Origin of the sequence: Micromonospora sp. NPDC049175 (assembly GCF_043197345.1) — a bacterium.
Lineage (GTDB): Bacteria > Actinomycetota > Actinomycetes > Mycobacteriales > Micromonosporaceae > Micromonospora.
The window spans coordinates 262,618-280,689 of the sequence record NZ_JBICSY010000004.1; the positions used below are offsets into that span (position 1 = coordinate 262,618).

The 18,072-nt window shown below is 71.3% G+C and carries 14 protein-coding genes; 6 read left to right on the forward strand and 8 right to left on the reverse strand.

Annotation, left to right across the window (positions count from 1 at the left end; genetic code table 11):
- The first annotated feature begins 31 nt into the window (after positions 1-31).
- Positions 32-676 carry an SMI1/KNR4 family protein gene (locus tag ACGFH8_RS18400; RefSeq protein ID WP_393368318.1) on the forward strand — a complete coding sequence of 215 codons (645 nt, stop codon included), beginning with the start codon at positions 32-34 and terminating at the stop codon, positions 674-676.
- 55 nt (positions 677-731) lie between these two features.
- Positions 732-1,967: a low temperature requirement protein A gene (locus ACGFH8_RS18405; protein WP_393368320.1), complete on the forward strand. Its 1,236-nt coding sequence runs from the start codon at positions 732-734 to the stop codon at positions 1,965-1,967.
- Between the two features lie 13 nt (positions 1,968-1,980).
- Here ACGFH8_RS18405 and iolB read toward each other — a convergent pair whose 3' ends face one another.
- The 7 genes from iolB to ACGFH8_RS18440 all read right to left on the reverse strand — a co-directional run bounded on the left by iolB (position 1,981) and on the right by ACGFH8_RS18440 (position 10,027).
- Complete coding sequence (iolB, locus tag ACGFH8_RS18410) at positions 1,981-2,805, reverse strand: 5-deoxy-glucuronate isomerase (RefSeq protein WP_393369096.1); 825 nt, start codon at positions 2,803-2,805, stop codon at positions 1,981-1,983.
- 46 nt (positions 2,806-2,851) lie between these two features.
- A complete protein-coding gene (locus tag ACGFH8_RS18415; RefSeq protein ID WP_393368321.1) occupies positions 2,852-4,036 on the reverse strand; it encodes a glycoside hydrolase family 88 protein in 1,185 nt (394 codons plus the stop codon).
- An 84-nt stretch (positions 4,037-4,120) separates the two neighbouring features.
- Entirely contained in the window at positions 4,121-4,798 is a 678-nt protein-coding gene (locus tag ACGFH8_RS18420) for a hypothetical protein (RefSeq protein WP_393368323.1), read from the reverse strand.
- A gap of 5 nt (positions 4,799-4,803) precedes the next feature.
- Positions 4,804-5,697: a carbohydrate ABC transporter permease gene (locus ACGFH8_RS18425; RefSeq protein ID WP_393368325.1), complete on the reverse strand. Its 894-nt coding sequence runs from the start codon at positions 5,695-5,697 to the stop codon at positions 4,804-4,806.
- A complete protein-coding gene (locus ACGFH8_RS18430) occupies positions 5,697-6,560 on the reverse strand; it encodes a carbohydrate ABC transporter permease (RefSeq protein ID WP_393368326.1) in 864 nt (287 codons plus the stop codon). The genes ACGFH8_RS18425 and ACGFH8_RS18430 overlap by 1 nt, the downstream gene beginning before the upstream one ends.
- 116 nt (positions 6,561-6,676) lie before the next feature.
- A complete protein-coding gene (locus ACGFH8_RS18435; protein WP_393368328.1) occupies positions 6,677-7,981 on the reverse strand; it encodes an ABC transporter substrate-binding protein in 1,305 nt (434 codons plus the stop codon).
- A gap of 42 nt (positions 7,982-8,023) precedes the next feature.
- Positions 8,024-10,027: a DUF2264 domain-containing protein gene (locus ACGFH8_RS18440; protein ID WP_393368330.1), complete on the reverse strand. Its 2,004-nt coding sequence runs from the start codon at positions 10,025-10,027 to the stop codon at positions 8,024-8,026.
- A 266-nt stretch (positions 10,028-10,293) separates the two neighbouring features.
- Here ACGFH8_RS18440 and ACGFH8_RS18445 point away from each other — a divergent pair, with 266 nt between their 5' ends.
- The 4 genes from ACGFH8_RS18445 to ACGFH8_RS18460 all read left to right on the forward strand — a co-directional run bounded on the left by ACGFH8_RS18445 (position 10,294) and on the right by ACGFH8_RS18460 (position 16,774).
- Positions 10,294-12,243, forward strand: a complete 1,950-nt coding sequence (locus ACGFH8_RS18445) for a heparinase II/III family protein (RefSeq protein ID WP_393368331.1) — start codon at positions 10,294-10,296, stop codon at positions 12,241-12,243.
- A complete protein-coding gene (locus ACGFH8_RS18450) occupies positions 12,240-13,379 on the forward strand; it encodes a substrate-binding domain-containing protein (protein WP_393368333.1) in 1,140 nt (379 codons plus the stop codon). The genes ACGFH8_RS18445 and ACGFH8_RS18450 overlap by 4 nt, the downstream gene beginning before the upstream one ends.
- 94 nt (positions 13,380-13,473) lie before the next feature.
- A complete protein-coding gene (locus tag ACGFH8_RS18455; protein ID WP_393368335.1) occupies positions 13,474-14,922 on the forward strand; it encodes a protein kinase in 1,449 nt (482 codons plus the stop codon).
- A gap of 46 nt (positions 14,923-14,968) precedes the next feature.
- Entirely contained in the window at positions 14,969-16,774 is a 1,806-nt protein-coding gene (locus ACGFH8_RS18460; protein ID WP_393368337.1) for an extracellular solute-binding protein, read from the forward strand.
- Positions 16,775-16,799: 25 nt separating this feature from the next.
- Here ACGFH8_RS18460 and ACGFH8_RS18465 read toward each other — a convergent pair whose 3' ends face one another.
- Positions 16,800-18,014, reverse strand: coding sequence for an MFS transporter (locus tag ACGFH8_RS18465; RefSeq protein WP_393368339.1), 1,215 nt, complete (start codon positions 18,012-18,014; stop codon positions 16,800-16,802).
- Positions 18,015-18,072 lie beyond the last annotated feature (58 nt).

Below are 18,072 nucleotides of genomic sequence, written 5' to 3' on the forward strand. Positions count from 1 at the left end.
GGCCGGGTCGACCGGCGGGGATACTGAGCGGGTGCGCGAAGACGACGTACTGCGGGGCATCGCCGCTCGCGTGGCAGCTCGCGACTACAGCGATGACGTGTCGATCCACCCCGGCCACCTTGACGCGGACGGCACGTGGATAGTGAGTCCCCTGCCCGAGGACACCCGGATGCTCGTGGTGCGGGGGTCGCAGGAGCATCGTGCCGCGCTGGCAGCCGACGCCGTCGACCCGTTGCCGCGGCTCGTGCCTGCCTCCGCGCAGGCGGTGGACGACGCGGAACAGGTGCTCGGGCACCCGCTGCCGCCGCTGCTTCGACGCATCTACCTGGAGGTCGCCAACGGCGGCTTCGGTCCCGTGCTGGGCGTCGCGGGCGGTGGCACGGACGACCTCGGGCGTACGGCGATCGACCGGCTCAGCCCTCGAGAACCCGCCGGCCTGTTGCCGATCGCCTATTGGGGATGCGCGATCTACTCGTATGTCGACTGCCGGGGTCGGGGCGCGATGATGTGGGGCTTCGACCCGAACTCGGGCCTTGGCGAGCACTCGTTCTACGCGGAGGGGATCTCTCTCGTGGATTGGCTCGACGGGTGGCTCACCGGGAGCCTCGAGCAGCCGCACCTCGAACCCGATCAGACGCGTTCGTGGAGCGGGACCACCTCCGAGGGAGCGAGCTGACGCAACTCCTGCGGCGGCCGGCTCGTTGGTACGTCGGGGCGGATGGAGGCGGACGATGGCGGCGGGGCGGGGTGCCGAGCTGCTTCGTCCTCCCAGCAGCGCGGGCCGCGCGACGTTCCTCGAGCTGTTCTTCGACCTGGCGTTCGTGGTGGCCCTCACCCGGGTCTCGCAACGATTCGCCAGCCTGGGCGATGACACCGGCTGGACGCTCGTCACCGGCTTCGGACGTACGCTGTTGCTCTTTCTCGCGCTCTGGCTGATCTGGTCGCACACCGCCTGGATCACCAGTCGCTACGAACCGGAGCAGCCGCTCATTCAGGCCGTCGTGGTCGGCACCATGTTCGCCGGCCTGATCATGGCGGTGACCCTGCCACGCGCCATGGAGGAGCGAGCGCTGCCGTTCGCGGCCGCGTACCTGATGGTGATGGTGGTGCGGCCGCTTGTGGTCGCCGCCGCGCTGCGTGGTCACCCGCGCCGGCTCGTGCCGATCCGGCTCGCCGTGTGGGCTTCGGCGAGCGCGCCGCTGTGGCTGGCCGGCGCGGTGGGTCCGGACCGGCTTGTCCTGCCGCTGTGGGCTGTCGCGCTCGCGATCGACTACCTCGCCTGGATCCTGGGCTGGCCGCTGCCGTGGCTCGGTGCCTCGAAGGTGGGCAGCTGGCGGATCGCGGGAACCCATCTCGCCGACCGTTACCAGCAGATGTTCCTCATCGCACTCGGAGAGTCGATCCTGGTCATCGGCGTGGTTTTCAGCGGCACTGACTACTCCGCCGGGCGCGCCGCCGCCTTCGCGGTCGCGTTCGCCACCAGCGCGCTGCTTTGGCGGATCTACTTCCACCGCGCCGGCCTGCTGCTGACCGACGCGTTGGCGCGGACGGTCCTGCCCGGCCGGCTGGGCACGGTGTTGGAACGGACGCATCTGCTGATCGTGCTCAGCGTGCTCGTCACGGCAGTCGGCTACGAGTTGGTGATCGACCACCCGTTCGGGCCACCGCAGCCCGGTTGGCTTCTGTTCGTGATCGGCGGTCCGATGCTCTTCCTCGTCGCCCGGATGCGCCTGGAGTACGAGATCTTCGGCCGGGTGTCCCCAGCCCTCGTCCTCGGGTCGGTGGCCCTGCTGCTGGTCACGCCGGCGTTGGCCCACTGGTCGCCGATGGCCGGGCTGAGCGTGGTGGCCGGAGTGTTGACCCTGGTCGCACTGCTCGACATGCTGCGCGGCAGGGGAGCGCCGTTGGAGCCTCCCGCCCCGCCGATCGGGCGGGAGGCAACCGACGTTCGCGACCCCGAGGCGTGACCCGGGGCCGTCGCTACAGGCCCAGACTCCGCAGGGTCGGCACGGTCTTGCCCACCCAGGCGAGGGCGGCGTCCTCGCGGGCACCCTGGGTGCGCTGTGTGCCGGCCAGGAACCACAGGAAGTAGGTGGTGTAACCGGGTGCGCTGACCACGGTGTGGTAGCCCTCGGGCATCATCTGCATCACATGCTCGCGGATGGTGACGTTCTCCTCGTACCCCTCGTCGGTGTAGACCCGGCTGATGCCGAACCCGTCCGCCGGGTTGACGCGGTAGTAGTACATCTCCTCGTGTGCGGCCTCGGCGGGCAGGTCGTCGACCTTGTGCCGGTGCGGCGGGTAGGTGCTCCAGTTGCCCGAGGGCGTGTAGGTCTCCCCGACGATGAGCCGACGCGCGGGCAGGTCCGGTTGGGCGACCTCGGTGAGGATCTGGTGGTAGTCGCGGCCGAAGTTGGCCGCACCCCAACGGCCGGTCGCGACCTGCTCCGGCGCGATGACGTAGGGGTCGGTGGCCAGGTCGCTGGGGGCGCTGGGGAGGGCGATCTCCACGTCGGTGACGGCCTCGACGGTGATCGAGGAGCCGGCCGGGAGGTAGACCGAGTGCGGCTTGCCGGAGAACACGTCCGGGCGGCTGCCGACCTGCGGGAAATGGTGGTCGGCGACGGTGAAGTTGGCGGTGCCGCCGAGGATGACGGCCAGGATCTCCCGGTCACCGGACTCGCCGGTCCAGGACTCACCGGCCGACAGCCGCAGCAGGGTGAAGTCCAGCAGCCGACAGGGATTGACGGGCAGCGTGTTCCGGCCCTCGGCGGCGGGAATGGTGCAGTGGTAGCGGTAGTCCATGGTCACCTTTCACAGGATGCGGGGCGGTGCGGGTCGGTCAGGGTGCTCACCAGGGGCTGGTCCAGCCGGGGATCGTGGCGCGGGTGAGGGCTTCCAGGTAGAAGTAGTCGCCCCACAGGGTTCCCTCGTCGACGCCGACGTCCTTGGGCTTGTCGTAGACGCCGTGCAGGATCAGCGCGTTCGAGCCCGGCCGGCCGCCGGTGGAGTAGTGGTCGATGAGCGAGCGCAGGATCTCGGCGGCCGCCGCCCGGTACCGGCCGGCGCTGGTCGGGTCGGTGAGGTTGTCGGCGAGTTCGAGCAGGCCGCAGACGGCGATGGCCGCGGCCGAGCTGTCCCGCTCCTGGCCGCTGCCGTCGCCGAACTCCAGGTCCCAGTACGCGACGCGGTCCGCGGGCAGGTGGGCGAGGAAACGGTCGGCGCAGGTCATCGCGGCGGCGAGCAGCGCGGGGTCGCCGAGGTGCCGGTGGTTGAGGCTGAACCCGTAGATGCCCCACGCCTGCCCGCGCGCCCAGCAGGAGTTGTCGGCGTGGCCCTGCTCGGTCTCCCCGCGCAGCGGCGCGCCACTGGCCGTGTCCCAGTAGAAGGTGTGGAAGGTGGTGCCGTCCGGACGCAGGATGTGCTGGCGCAGTTGCGCGGTGTGCCGGCCGGCCGCGGCGGCGTAACGGTCGTCGCCGGTGGTCTGGCTGGCCCAGAAGAGCAGCGGCGTGTTCATGAGGCTGTCGATGATGGTGCGGCCCCGTTGGCGGGGGTCGTTCAGGTCGCCCCAGGCCTGGATGATTCCGGCCGGTTCGAGGACGCGCGTCATCAGGTGGTCGGCGGCGGCGAGAGCCGCGCCTCGGGCCCGCGGATCGTTCGTACGGCGGGCCGGGGTGACGCAGGAGAGGGTGTAGAGGAACCCGAGGTCGTGGGTGTCCAGGTCGACGCCGCGGTCCACCCGATCTGCGAAGCTGTCCACGTGCGACAGCGCGGCCCGCAGGTGGCGGTCGTCACCGGTCAGGTCGTGGGCCAGCCAGAGCTGGCCGGGCCAGAAGCTGGTGGTCCAGCCGACGTTGGCGCCCTCGGGTTGGCCGGCGCTCGGTGGCCGCAGCGGGTAGCTGTTGGCGTCGGTGGTGTCCGCGGGGTACCGGTCGCCGAAGGTGGCGATGTTCGCCTCGACGGTACGTATCGCGGCGGCCACCGCGGCCGCCGTGGCCTCTGCGTCGGAGCTGGGACGGACGTCGGTCGCCGTCATGGATGCTGTTCTCCCTCGTGGGTCCGGTCCGGTGCCGGGCGGGTGTGTCATCGGCGTCCCGGCTCGGTGGCCGGGACGTGTGGGTCAGGCGCGCTGGGGTGCGGCCGTCGGTGGGTCGAGGGCGGCGCGCAGGGTGAAGCGGCTGTTGGCCCAGACGACGTAGAGCAGCGGCGCGGCGGCGAGGCCGAGCGCGATCGCGGGGCGGGCCGCCAGGAGTTGGGCGAGCAGCACGAGCACGAGCAGGGACACGGCGGTGAGGTACCACCGACGCACCGCCAGGTACACGCAGGTGCGGGCCACCTCGCGCAACCGCGCGGTGGGCCGGTCGGCGAGGGTCACCAACCCGAGCAGCGCGGTCGCGACGGTGAGGACGATCAGGGTCGCCAGCACCGGCAGGGCAAGTGCCCCGACCCGGTGGCCCCACGCGGCACGGGCGTCGACGGCGAGTACCACCAGGGCGGTAATGGCCGCCGCCGTCCAGAGCATCGCCGGCCGGGCGGTGGCTCGCCAGGCGCGGCCGTAGGTGCGCAGCACGCCGCCGGTGTCGCCGGCCGAGTAGGCGGACATGACCGCGAAGGCCGCGCAGAGCCCGGGCGCGCAGAGCGGGGCGGTCAGCGCGTACAGCGGCCAGGACCGCGCCGCGTCGGTGGTGAACGCGAGCGTCACCAGTGGCAGGCATCCGAGCACCAGCAGCAGGTTGGTGGTGAGCGCGACGTAGACCCCGTCGAAGACGGCGGTGATGGTGTGGTGGCGCGAACGCACGGGCCTCAACCCTTCAGTCCGGTCGAGGCGACGCCCTCGATGAAGTAGCGCTGGCCGAGCAGGAAGATGACGGCGACGGGCAGCACGGACAGCACCGAGCCCGTCATGATCAGCGCGTACTCGGCGTTGTACTGGGAGATGAAGGTGTTCAGCCCCAACTGGATGGTGCGCAGTTCCGGGCTGCGCAGGTAGACGAGCGGGCCGAGGTAGTCGTTCCAGGTGGTCGTGAACATCAGCAGGGCCAGGCTGGCGAGCGCCGGCCGGGACAACGGCAGAATGATCCGCCGGTAGATGCCGTACTCGCTGAGCCCGTCGACACGCGCCGCTTCGCTGAGTTCCTCGGGGATCGTCTCGTAGAACTGCTTCATCAGGAACACGCCGATCGCGCCGAACGCCTGGATCGCGACGATCGACCACAGCGTGTTCGCCAGGTGCAGCTTCGACATGAGGATGAACTGCGGGATCATGTACGACTGCCAGGGCACCGCGATCGTCCCGACGTACGCCAGGAAGAGCAGGTTGCGGCCGGGGAAGCGGACGCGGGCGAAGCCGTAGGCCGCGAAGCTGCCGGTGAGCACCTGCAGGAAGGTGACGATCACCGACAGCAGCAGGGTGTTCCACAACCACGTCGTCATGTCCGAGCGCTGCCAGATGTCGACGTAGTTGCGCCACACCACCGGATCGGGAAGCCAGGTGATCGGGATGGTGAAGACGTCGTTGTTCGTCTTCAACGACGCCACCACCATCCAGAAGAACGGCAGCAGCAGCCCGGCCGCCGCGAGCACCAGGGCGGCGTACCCGAGGAGCCGCCCGCCCAGGGACCGGACCCGTCGGCGGGGCGCGCGGTTGCCGGGCGCGGCGAGGGCCGGGGTGGGCAGGGAGAGGTCGGTCGCGGTCATCAGCTGTTCCTCCGCTTGTTGACCATGAACTGGATGACCGTGATGCCGAAGCAGATGGCGAACAGGACGATGGAGACCGCCGATGCGTAGCCGAACTGGTTCTCCTCGAAGCCCTTCTGGTAGATGTACTGCGAGAGCACGAGTGTCGACTGGCCCGGTCCGCCGCCGGTCATCACGAGGATGAGGTCGAAGACCTTGAAGCTTTCGATGGTGAGCAGCACCGTGACGAAGAAGGTCGTGGTGCGTAACCCGGGGAGGGTCACGTGCACGAACCGCTGCCACGGTGAGGCGCCGTCGGTCTCGGCCGCCTCGTAGAGCTGGGCCGGGATGGTCTGTAGGCCGGCCAGGAACAGCAGCATGTAGTAGCCCATGTACCGCCAGGTGCCGACGATGATGACCGCCGGCATCGACCAGGTCGCCGACGCGGTCCAGCCCGGCGGATTGTCCACACCGAGGGCGCCGAGGAGAGCGTTGATCGGGCCGTACTCCGGGCTGAACAGCTGGTTCCAGACGACAGCGATCGCCACGATCGAGGTGATGTAGGGGAAGAAGGCGATGGTGCGGAAGAACCGTACGCCGCGCAGTTTGCGGTTGAGCAGCAGCGCCAGCCCGAGTGCCGCCGCGAGGGTCAGCGGGATGTGGAAGACGGCGTAGTAGACGGTGTTGCGCAGTGCGGTCCAGAAGCTCGAGTCGTCCCACATCCGCCGGAAGTTCGCGGTGCCGGTCCACTCGGCCACCCCGAAGACGTTCCAGTTGGTGAACGCCACGTAGAACAGCACGACGACGGGTAGCAGGGTGAGCAGGGCGAAGCCGAGGAAGTTGGGAAGGATGAACGACCAGCCGGCGACCGTGTTGCGCGACACCAGCCGCCGGTTCCTGGGTCTCGTGCGCGGCAATGTTGCCATAGGGAGTCTCCGGAAGCGTTCAGCATGAGGGCGGGACCGGCGTGCGGCTCAGGCGCGCCGGGCCCGCCATCAGCTCACTGGTTGAGGACTTCGTTCTTGGCGCGGGTCTGCGCCTTGCTCAGCTCCTCGTCGACGCCCTTGCTGTCGGAGAGGATCGCCGAGTGCGTCTCGTTGAGGAGGTTCTGCAGACCGGCGGTGTGCTTCGACACCGGGTTCTCCGGCTTGATGGTGTGCTTCGAGTAGGCGAACTTCGACAGCTCGTCCTGCGGTACGCCGTCCAGCCCGAACAGCGACGTGGTGACCGCGTCGGTGACCTGGGCCGGGGTGATGCCGATCCCGGCCAGCGCCTTGCCGGCCTCCGGGCCGGCCGCGTACTTGAGGAAGTCCTTGGCCGCGGCGGTCTTGGACTTGCTGATCTTCGGGTTGATCCCCAGGCCGGTCGGGTCACCGAAGGTGACAGGCGTGGCCGAGGTGCCGGTGGTGGACTTGTCGAACTGGGGCGCCGGCGCGATGCCCCACTGGAACTTGTCGGCGTCACCGGTCTTTCGCTGGTTGAGCAGCGTGGCCACGTACCAGGTGCCCATCAGCAGCATCGCCGACTGCTGCTTGCCGAACTGCGCCTGGTAGGTGAGCTTGTTGGTCTTCGCCGTGCCGAACGTCGGCTGCGCGCCGGACGCCTGCAGGTCCAGTGACTTCTCGTAGTACGGCTTGAGGAAGCCGAAGTCCCCGGAGAGCAGGTCCGCGTTGGGGGTCTGGGCGAGCGCGAATCCCTGCACCGTCGACTGGAAGGTGTGCTGGTAGGCGCCTGTCGCGTTGGAGCCGGCCCCCTTCAGCCCGGTGTGCAGTCGCTTCGCCGCGTCGGTGTAGTCGTCCCAGGTCCAACTGCCGTCCGGCGGCGTCACCTTCGCCTTGGCGAACAGGTCCTTGTTGTAGAACAACACCCACGAGTCCTGCCGGTACGGCACCGCGTACGCCTTGCCGTCCACCTGGTACGACGCGAGCCCGGGGGTCGAGCCGAGACCGGAGGCGGCGTCGGAGACGTCGAGCAGCTGGCTACCGCTCTGGTACGTGTAGAAGTTCTTGAGGTTCTTCATGACGTAGACGTCCGGGGCGGTGCCGGCCGCCAGGTCCGTGATCATCTGGGTGTCGTAGTCGTTGCCCGGGGCGTACTCCTTGAGCTCCACCGTCACGTTCGGGTGGGTCGCCTTGAAGCCGTCGGCGAGCGTCTTGAACTCCGGCGTGGACGACAGGCTCCAGCCGGCCAGGGTGATCGTCACCGGGGCGTTGGGGTCGACTGGCTCGTCGCCGCCGCCGCAACCGGCGAGAACAAGTGTCAGGGCCGTCGCGGCGCTGATGACGGCCGGTATCGCACGCTTCATCCCTCTCTCCTTCAGGTCAAGGGCCCGGACGGGCCCGCACTGCTACCAGGCCGCTGGGGTGGGCCGGGCATGCTCCGTGTCCAGACGGGACGACGTGCTGATCCCGTCGGGCCAGTCGACCGCCAGGTGGAGGCCGTGGCCGTCCTCGTCGACCACGGCCTGGCATGCCTGCCCGCCCGTGGTCACCGGCGTCCTGGACAACTCGGTGAGGGCGGCGACCCATGCGCCCGGCCGGACGGGGTGGTCCAGCCAGGGCACGACCAGCCCGCCGGCCAGGGGCCCGCCGTGCGGGACGGCGGTGACGCCGGCCGTCCCGCCGCCGAGCACGCTCTCCAGCCTGCTGGTCAGGCCGGCGGCGGTCACGGCCGCCACCCCGCCGCGGAGGTCGGTCGTCGCATCCCCGGCGATGGCCCAGCCGCCGACGCGCAGCCGCAGCGCAGCGGCCTCGACGCCGTCGGCGAGGTCGTCGACGCGGGTCAGACGCAGCTCCCAGGGGCCGCGGACCAGCGAGTACACCGTGAGGTGCCCGGCCGCTCGGGACCGGCCCCGGAGGCCGCCGCCGTGATCGCGCTGACCCGGATCCGGATCGACCCAGTGGGCGAGGGCACGTGACCCGGCCACACCCACGCCGTCGGCGTCGACGCGCACGGTCAGCAGGCGCATGCCGGCGCGGTGGGTGACCCGACCCGCGTCGTCGACGAGAGTGACGGACTGGTCGAGCGGCGTGGCCCAGCCGCTGTCGTCGAGGACGGGGGTGGTGGCGGTGGAGTAACCCAGTCGGGCGTAGAGCGGGGAATCCGAGACGGTGGCACCCTCGACGGCGTGGTCGGTGCCGTGGTTGACGACGCGGACGATCCCGTCGGCACGGGTGCCGGAGACCAGCCAGCCGGGCGCGTGTATCGCCCGTACCGCGTCCCGCTCCTCCACCGGCAGCGGCTCATCCGGGGCCGTCCAGACCGGATGGTCGGCGGGTAGCGCGATGCCGAGCAGGCCTTTGCAGGCCCAGTACGGCGAGCCCGGCCCGGAGTACGACTGCGCGAGTCGCGGCCACGGCCCGTGCCAGCCGAGGGTGAGCAGGCCGCGCTCGTCCGGGGCGCCGTTGGCGACGAAGTGGCGCACGATGCGGGTGGCCGCGCCGCGCAGCCGGCCGAGGCTGACCGAGGGCACGCCGGCGATGGCGCCGACCCAGAACGGCGCCGCCGCGGCGAAGCGGTAGGTCAGGCTTCGCCCCTGGATCAACGGCGACCCGTCGGCGCCCACGAGCGCGACCGCGTCGCCCAGGAAGCGGTCGAGGCCGGCCAGGTCCCGTTCGCGGCGCGGCTCGGCCAGGTCGGCGGCGCCGGCCATCCGGGCCCACAGCGTCGGGTAGAGGTGCAGGGCCCAGCCCACATAGTGGTCGTAGGCGCGCTCCGGCCCGTCGGACATCCAGCCGTCCCCACGGACGAAGCCGTCGTGCGTGGTCAGGTCCTCGTTCATCTCGTCGAGCGAGTGCGGCCCGCCCACCGAACGCAGGAACGTCTGGACGACAAGCCGGAACCAGACCCAGTTGATCCGGGGGTACGTGTCGTCGCCGACCGCCGGACGCAGATAGTCCACCACCCGCTCCCGCACCGCCGACGGCAGCCGGTCCCAGATCCACGGGCGGGTCAGGTCCAGGACCAATGCGATGGAGGCGGCCTCCACCTTGGCCTGGGGGTGCTCGTCCAGGCGCACCCAGCGGTCCGGAGAGCTCGGGTCGGTGCCGGCGGCGAGGCCGGCCGCGTACCGGTCCACGAGGTCGTCCACGCCCACTCCCCGGGCACCGGCGATGCGGAAACCCGCCAGCAGGAAGGTGCGGGCGAAGCCCTCCAGGCCGTCGACGGCCCGCCCGTAACCGCCCTCCGGCCCGGGAAAGGTGACCAGGGCGTGCCCGGGTGACGCGTACGGCCGGGTGGCGGCGAGCATCCGGTCGGCGAGGGCCAACCAGTCGTCCCGGCTCCAGGTCGCGGCGGTGGTGGCAGCCGGGTCTGTCCCCGGTGCCGGCCAGCCGGCCGTCCCGAACGTCATCCGAGGTCCTGTCGCATCGAAACGTCTCCGTGGAAGGTGGCGAGCGGGGCGTGCCCCTGAATGTGACGCGCAGGCATCCGCAGGGTTTCCGAAGTAAAACGCTCACAACAGAGCAAGTCAATGCTTCTCCTCGACCGATGTGAACACACCTGATCAAAAGAACGCACGTTGCGGCCTCGATGGGGCGTCCCCGCAGGACCCCGACTGCCATAAGTGCTCTGATACGATCAAAATCGTTCAGACTCGCTCTACCAGTCCGAGGGGCCATGACCGTCGCAGAGCGCTTCGCGGGCCCTCTGGCCGCGGCCTGGCCGGGCAACCGCACCGACCTGCTGGCACGGGCACTCGCGCCACCGGACCGATCGTTGCCGGTGCCGCCGGCGCGCGAGCGTGCCGTGTGGGCGCACCCGCACCCACCCACGCTACGACAGCTGCGCAGCCGGGCCGAGGACGACCTCGCCGCCCCCTGGCCACTCCCACTGGCCCACCAGTACGCCCGGTACTTCCGCGACGGCGAACGCGACGCGTACGAGCAGTTGGTCTTCGCCCGGCAGCGACGCCTGACCCGGGCCACCGTGCTCGCCGCGGTCACCCTCGATCCGACCTGGCTGGACGAGGTGGTCGACGGCGTGACCCTGCTGTGCGAGCAGAGCAGCTGGTGCTGGCCGGCGCACGACGACACCCACACCGTGCACGGCGCGGTGCTGCCGACCGTGACCGATCCCTACCTCGACCTCGGCGCGGGGGAGGTCGCCGCTCAACTGGCCTGGGTCGACCACCTGCTCGGCGAGCCGCTCGACGCGCACGCCCCCGGCCTGCGGGCCCGGATCCGGCACGAGGTCGAGCGGCGCGTGCTCACACCGTTCGCCCAGCGCCGCGACTGGCACTGGCTCGGCCTCGACGGCGACGTGCACAACTGGAACCCGTGGATCCACGGCAACGTGCTCGTCGCCGTGTTGCGCCTGGTGGAGGACCCAGGCCGGCGCGCCGGGCTGGTCGACCTGGTCATCGAGGGGCTCGACAGGTACGTGGCGTCGCTGCCCGCCGACGGCGCCATCGACGAGGGCTACGGCTACTGGTGGAACGGCGCGTGTCGGGCCCACGAGGCACTCGACCTGCTCGCCCACGCCACCGGTGGCGCGCTCGACGGCGTGCCGGCCGACGCCCTGCGGCACACCGTCGCCTTCCCACACCGGATGCACCTGGGCGGCGACTGGTACCTCAACCACGCCGACGGTTCGGCCCGACCCTCCGGGGGCCAGCCCTGGCACGCCCTGCACCGGGCCGCCCGCCGGGTCGAGGACTCCGACGCGTTGGCGCACGCCGCGGCGCACCGCCGTCCCGACGCGCCCGTCGCGGACGAGGCACACGGCCTGGGCCGGCTGCTGCTGGCGTTGACCGACCCGGCGTGGATCTCCGCCACCCCGGCGTCACCACCGCTGCCACGCGACGTGTGGCTGCCCTCCGTGCAGGTGCTGCTCGCCCGCGCGGCGGCCGGCAGTCCCGACGGGCTGACCCTGGCGGTCAAGGGCGGACACAACGGCGAACACCACAACCACAACGACGTCGGCAGCTTCGTGGTGGCCCTCAACGGGGTGCCGGTGATCGTCGACGCCGGGCGTCCCACCTACACGGCGCAGACCTTCGGCCCCGGTCGGTACGACATCTGGACCATGCGCGGTGACTGGCACAACGTCCCGCGCGTCCGCGGCACCGAGCAGGCGCCCGGCCGCACCCACGCCGCCCGGCACGCCACCGCCACGACCGACGGCGCCGACGCCGAGTTGCGTCTGGACCTCGCCGGGGCGTACCCGCGCGCGGATGCCCGGCACTGGTGGCGCAGCTCCCGACTGGAGCGCCACGGTGGACGGGTCGTCATCGCCGACGCCTGGGAGTTCGACCCCCCAGAACCCGGCCAGGCTGCCCCGCCGACCCACGTCCACCTGCTCGTCGCCGGCCAGGTCCGGCTCGGCGACGGCCGCGCCGAGGTCACCGCGCCCGACGGCGCCGGCCGACTCGGGCTGCGCTGGCAGCCGGCATCGGCGCCCTGCGCCGCGACGATCCGGCAGATCACGGACCCCCTGCTCGTCGACGTGTGGGGAGAACAGCTGACCCGGCTCGCGATCGACGTCACCGCGTTCGGCCCGGCCGGCGAACTCGTCGTCATCATGCAAGAGCTCCCACCGCACGAAGCGTTCCTCGGAGGTCCCCCATGACCAAGGACAATCCCGTCGTCACCACGGCGGAGTCCTCCCGCGGGCCGCTTCAGGTCGTCCGCCGCCAGCAACTGTTGGCAGCCCTGCACCGCGACGGCTCGATGCGCGTCTCCGACCTGTCCCACGCGCTGGGCGCCGCGCCGGTCACCATCCGGCGCGACATCGCCGAGTTGGCCGCCGAGGGGTTGGTGCGCCGCGTCCACGGCGGGGTCGCCCTGATCCTGCCCGACGACGTCCCGGCAGCAGACGAGGCACCGGCCGCCGGCCTGGACCCGCTAGTCGGGCGCGCCCTCGGCATGCTCGTGCCCTCGTTGGACTACTATTGGCCGGACGTGGCGCGCGGGGTCGAGGGAGCCGCCCGGGAGCTCGACATGCGCGTGGTTCTGCGCGGCTCCTCCTACGACACCGAGGACGACCAGCCGCAACTGGCCCGCCTGGTGGAGCGGATGGACGTCGACGGGCTCATCATCGCGCCGAGCATGGACGCGCCGAGCGCCGAGCGCACCATCGACTGGCTCGACCAGGTCGGCGTCCCGGTCGTCCTGCTGGAACGCACCGCCACGGTGGGCAGCCACCACGCGGTCATGGAGTCGGTGGTCACCGACCACGCGCTCGGCGCGGCCATGGCCGTACGCCACCTCACCTCGCTCGGACACCGCAAGGTCGGCCTCGTGCTCGACGCCAACAGCCCCACCAGCCAGCACGTGCGGCGCGGCTGGCTCGACGCCACGACCGAGTGCGGCCTCGACTCGGACGCCACGGTGGTGGCCGTGGCACCCGACGCGCGGTCACCGGAGCGAGATGCCGTCCTCAACGACGTGCTCGACAGGTGCCGGGCGACCGGGACGACGGCGTTGCTCGTGCACGCCGACGCCGAGGCCATCGCGCTGGTGCAGCACTGCGAGGAGCGGCACCTCTCGGTCCCCGGTGACCTGTCCATCGTGGCGTACGACGACGAGGTCGCCGGCCTCTTCAGCCCGCCGCTGACCGCGGTCCGACCGCCCCGACGCTCGATCGGACGGGCCGCCGTGCGCCTCGTCGCCGACCGGCTCGTCGACCCCGACCGCCCCACCCACCGGATCGTCATCAGCCCGTCACTGCGGATCCGGGGCTCGACGGCGCCGCCACGCGCGTAGGTTCCCTTTCCGTCCTCGGCCACCGGCGGTGGACATGGCACGATGGCCGTGTCCTGCGCCGCCGGTGGCCGGGCGCGACACGTATGGAGTCGGGATGTCAGAGCTGGCCGGCGCGCCGGTGCCGGGGTTGGCGAAACTGTGGACGCACGACCCGGTCACCGCAGGCCCCTATCGGCTGGTCGGGCGGCTGGGCGCGGGTGGTCAGGGGGTCGTCTATCTCGGTGAGGACGACGCCGGTGACCGGGTCGCGGTCAAGATGGTGAACGTCGATCTGAGTGATCCACGGGCGCGGTCGCAGTTCGTGAAGGAAATCGCCGCCGCACGCCGCGTCGCGCCGTTCTGCACCGCGCAGGTGCTCTTCGCCGAGGTGGACGGTGATCGGCCCTACGTGGTCAGCGAGTTCATCGAGGGCCTGACCCTGCACCGGCACGTCCGCGAGCGCGGTCCGGTGACCGGCAACGCCCTGCACCGGCTCGCGGTCGGCACCGTGACCGCGCTCGCGGCGATCCACAGTGCCGGCGTGGTGCACTGCGATCTGAAGCCGGACAACGTGGTGCTGGGCGAGGACGGTCCCCGGGTGATCGACTTCGGCATCGCCCGCGCGTTGGGCGTCACCGACACGGCGACCAGCCGGGTCATGGGGACCACCGCGTACATGGCGCCCGAACGGTTCCGCAACGACGCGGTCGGTCCACCCTGCGACGTCTTCGCCTGGGCGGCCACGATCGCCTTCGCCGCCGGTGGTCGGCCGCCGTTCGGCAACGACTCGCTCTTCGCCGTGATGCACCGGGTGCTGAACGATCCGCCCGAGCTGCCCGCGTTGCCGCCCGTGCTGGACGAGCTGATCCGGGAGTGCCTGGCCAAGGATCCGGCGGACCGGCCGGCCGCCGAGCGCGTGCTGGTGCGGCTGCTCCGGCAGGACGGCAGGGTCGCCGCTCCGCTCCCTCGGGAGAGCCTGCTCGAGGTCGGCAACGAGACCGCGGGCGCGCCGACACCGAACCACCCGCTGCCCCCGGTCACGCCGACGGCAGCGCCGCCGCGCCCGACGCAGCCGCGGATACCGACCCAGGTCCAGCCGACCCAGCCCGTACCCCTGCCGGCGGCGACCCAGCCGGGATACCAGCCGGTGGCGACGCAGCCGGCATACCCGCAGGCGCCGACGCAGCCGGGATACCAGCCGGTGGCGACGCAGCCGGCGTACCCGCAGGCGCCGACCCAGCCGGCATACCAGCCGGTGGCGACGCAGCCGGGATACCCGCAGGCGCCGACCCAGCCGGCTTACCCGCCGGCGCCGACGCAGCCGGGATACCCGCAGGTGACGGAGCGCGGCGGTGGCGCGTTGCGGCGGCTGCGTCGGGAGGCCCCGGACGCCTGGGGCATCTCGACCGCGCTCTTCCTCGGCTCGGTCGGCGCCGCCGCCGGTTACGTCGCGTCCAGCGCGGTCGGCCCGGCCGCCGCGGTCGGGGCGGTCGCCTTCGTCGTGGTCTACCTGGTCCGGCTGCTGGTCGCGACGGCGATCGGGGGGCGGTCCGACCGGCTGTGACAGGTGCGCCGGGGTCGGGGTCGGCGGCTGGCGCCGGATCGATAGGTTGACTGCCATCGCCCCGCCCGCCGAGGAGGACGTCCCGATGCCCCCACCCGCCACGCGTACGCGGCAGTGGTTGCCGTACACCGCCGCCGTCACCGCCGGGCTGGTGGTCATCGCCGGGGCGTTCGTGGTCGTCCGGCAGCGCGACGCCGACTGCACCACCACGCTCGAGGTCAACTCCTCGACGGAGAAGGCGGCTCTGCTCGTCGACCTGGCCGAACGCTACAACCGCAAGGACCGGTCGATCGATGGCGGCGGCTGCGCCCAGGTGCACGTCAGCGCGTTGAACTCGGGCAAGGCCACCGAGGCGCTGGCCGCCGGCTGGATCAACACCGGCCTGCCGCAACCACAGGTCTGGTTGCCGACGTCGAGCCTCTGGACCGGCCAGCTCCGGCTGCTCGACCAGGCCGCCGGGCGGGATCCGCAGACTCCGGCCCAGTACCCGTCGATCGCGAACAGCCCGCTGGTGATCGCGATGCCGCAGCCCAAGGCCGACCTGGTACGCCAGCGCGGGGCGCTGGGCTGGGGCGAGATCCTGGGCCTCTCCGGGCGGGACGGGTGGGCGGGCTTCGGCAAGGCGGAGTGGGGCCGTTTCACCTTCGGCAAGGACAACCCGAACCTGTCCACCTCCGGGCTGGCGGCGACCATCGCCACCTACTACGCGGCCGCGCAACTGTCCAGCGACCTGACCCGCGCCGATCTGGCCAACCCCGCGGTCACCCAGTTCGTCAGGCGGATCGAGGCCAACGTGTCGCACTACAGCGACGACTCGGTGGACCTGCTGCGCAGCCTCGCCGAGGCGGACCTGGCCGGCGGGGCGGGCAGCACCGGCGACATGAGTGCCATCGTCCTGCAGGAGGAGCTGGTGGACCTCTACAACTCGGGTGCGCTGAGCCCCCGGCAGGACGGGCAGGAGCGGGGCCGCCGGCCGAACGTGCCGCTGGTCGCCGTACATCCGAAGGAGGGCACGTTCAACCTGGACCACCCGTTCGTGGTGCTGCCCTCCGCCGATGGGCGGCAGCAGGCGGCGGCTGCCGACTTCCAGAAATTCCTGACTGAGGACGACCAGCAGAAGAGCTTCACCCGCCTCGGCTTCCGGGATCACCAGCAACGCGCCTCGGCGGAGTTGCTCGCCAGCGTCGGCCCCGAGCCCACCGCCGGACTCACCTACTTCAAGCCCCCGGATCCGCAGGTGGTCGGCGCGATGCTGGACGATTGGCGCACGCTCCGCAAGAAGGCGAACATCCTGATCGCCCTGGACACCTCGGGGTCGATGGACGTGCAGGTCGGCACCGCAGGTAACCGTTTCCAGGTCGCCTCCGCGGCGGCGGGCAAGGGCCTCGCGTTGCTCAACACCGAGGACCGGGTGGGTCTCTGGTCGTTTTCCTCGGAGCCGCCACCGAAGCGCCCCTACCGGGAGGAGGTCCCGCTCGGCGAGTTCGACCAGAAGCGGATCAAAAGCAAGATCGCCGGCCTTCAGGTCGCCGGCGGCACCGCCCTCTACGCGACGATCCGGGCCGCACACCGGGAACTGCTCGAGAGGTACGACCCGCAGCGGATCAACGCGATCGTCGTGCTGACCGACGGCAAGAACGAGTACAACCAGGACAACGACCTGGACGGGTTGCTCGCCGAGGTGGCCCTGGACCCGGATCGTCCGGTGAAGGTGTTCTGCATCGCCTTCGACCGCGATTCGGACTTCGCCACCCTGGACCGGATCGCCAAGGCGTCGTCGGGCAAGGCCTTCGACGCCACCGATCCGGCCACCATCGACGAGGCGTTCGTAAAGCTGGTCAGCAGCTTCTGACGCCCGCGACGGGGGCGGGGGAGGCTCACCGGCCCTCGGGAGACCTGCCCGCGTCGACAAGACCGGTGGGGGAGGGCGTTCGGCGTCGGCCCGAGGCCAGCAACGGCTCACCCAGCAGGAGGGCGACTGTGGCGAGGGTCAGCAGGGCCCCGACGAGGAACGCGCCGCGGACCCCGAATGCCGACAGCGCGGCCCCGCCGACGAGTGCGCCGGCGCCGACGCCGACGTTGAAGGCGGCTGAGTTCGCGGCGAAGCCGATCTCCGTGCGGCCCGGGCTGACGTGCAGGATGCGCGCCTGGGTGGCCGTGAAGATGGGTGCGGCGGAACAACCGAGCAGCGCGAGGCCGGCGATCACCAGGGCCGGACTGCCCGCTGACTGGAAGAGCAGCAGCATTGCCGCCGCCTGCGCGGAGACCGCGAGCACCAGGGCCGCGCGCGGACGTCGGTCCAGCAGGTGGCCGAGCGTCACGACGCCCACGATTCCGGCGCCGCCGTAGACGAACAGCAGCGGGCCCACTATGCGTGCCGGGAAGCCGGCGACCTCGGTGATGAACTCACCGATGTAGGTGAAGCCGGTGTACAGACCGGTCATCGCCACCGCCGTGGTGAGCAGTACGACCACGAAGTGCCGGCGGTCCGGGGCCGAGCCGAACGCGGCGTGGCTCTCCTCCGGTCGGGTGGTGGGCAGCAGCACGGCGATGAGGGCGGCGACGACGAGCGCGCTGATGCTGAGAACGATGAACGGCAGCTGCCATCGGCTGTGTTGCGCCAGCCAGGTGCCGGCGGGAACGCCGAGCAGGTTCGCCAGTGAGCCGCACACGGAGGTCACGGCGAGGACCCGGCCGCGAATCGCGGGTGTGAACAGCCCCACCGCCACCGAACCCATGACCGCCCAGAACACCGCCTGTGCGACGGCCACGACGATGCGAGCACCCAACAGGACGCCGTACGAGTCGGTGAGTACGGACCCGACGGTCGCCACGGCCAGTACGACAAGCACGCCGGAGAGCACGAAACGGCGGGGCAGGTGCCGGGTGAGGTGCGCCATCGGCAACGACACGATGGCGACGGCGAGACCGTAGCCGGTGACCAGGAAACCGGCGGCCGGGAGGGACACGCCGAGGTCGGACGACATCAGATTGAGCAGGCCGATCGGCAGGTTCTCCGTGGTGTTGAAGATGAAGGCGGAGAGGGCGATCGCCAGCAGGACGCTGACGCGGCGTCCGACATCGAACGACATTCGTCTGTCGTTCCCTTCGAGTCAACGGGTGTCTGCCGCCAGCTCGCCTTCAGGATCA

Excerpts from the sequence above, each read along its gene's own strand:
- ACGFH8_RS18435 (WP_393368328.1), bottom strand. The coding sequence starts at position 7,981 with ATGAAGCGTGCGATACCGGCCGTCATCAGCGCCGCGACGGCCCTGACA.
- ACGFH8_RS18415 (WP_393368321.1), bottom strand. The coding sequence starts at position 4,036 with ATGACGGCGACCGACGTCCGTCCCAGCTCCGACGCAGAGGCCACGGCG.
- ACGFH8_RS18440 (WP_393368330.1), bottom strand. The coding sequence starts at position 10,027 with ATGACGTTCGGGACGGCCGGCTGGCCGGCACCGGGGACAGACCCGGCT.
- ACGFH8_RS18455 (WP_393368335.1), top strand. The coding sequence starts at position 13,474 with ATGTCAGAGCTGGCCGGCGCGCCGGTGCCGGGGTTGGCGAAACTGTGG.
- ACGFH8_RS18405 (WP_393368320.1), top strand. The coding sequence starts at position 732 with ATGGCGGCGGGGCGGGGTGCCGAGCTGCTTCGTCCTCCCAGCAGCGCG.
- ACGFH8_RS18450 (WP_393368333.1), top strand. The coding sequence starts at position 12,240 with ATGACCAAGGACAATCCCGTCGTCACCACGGCGGAGTCCTCCCGCGGG.
- ACGFH8_RS18465 (WP_393368339.1), bottom strand. The coding sequence starts at position 18,014 with ATGTCGTTCGATGTCGGACGCCGCGTCAGCGTCCTGCTGGCGATCGCC.
- ACGFH8_RS18425 (WP_393368325.1), bottom strand. The coding sequence starts at position 5,697 with ATGACCGCGACCGACCTCTCCCTGCCCACCCCGGCCCTCGCCGCGCCC.
- ACGFH8_RS18445 (WP_393368331.1), top strand. The coding sequence starts at position 10,294 with ATGACCGTCGCAGAGCGCTTCGCGGGCCCTCTGGCCGCGGCCTGGCCG.
- iolB (WP_393369096.1), bottom strand. The coding sequence starts at position 2,805 with ATGGACTACCGCTACCACTGCACCATTCCCGCCGCCGAGGGCCGGAAC.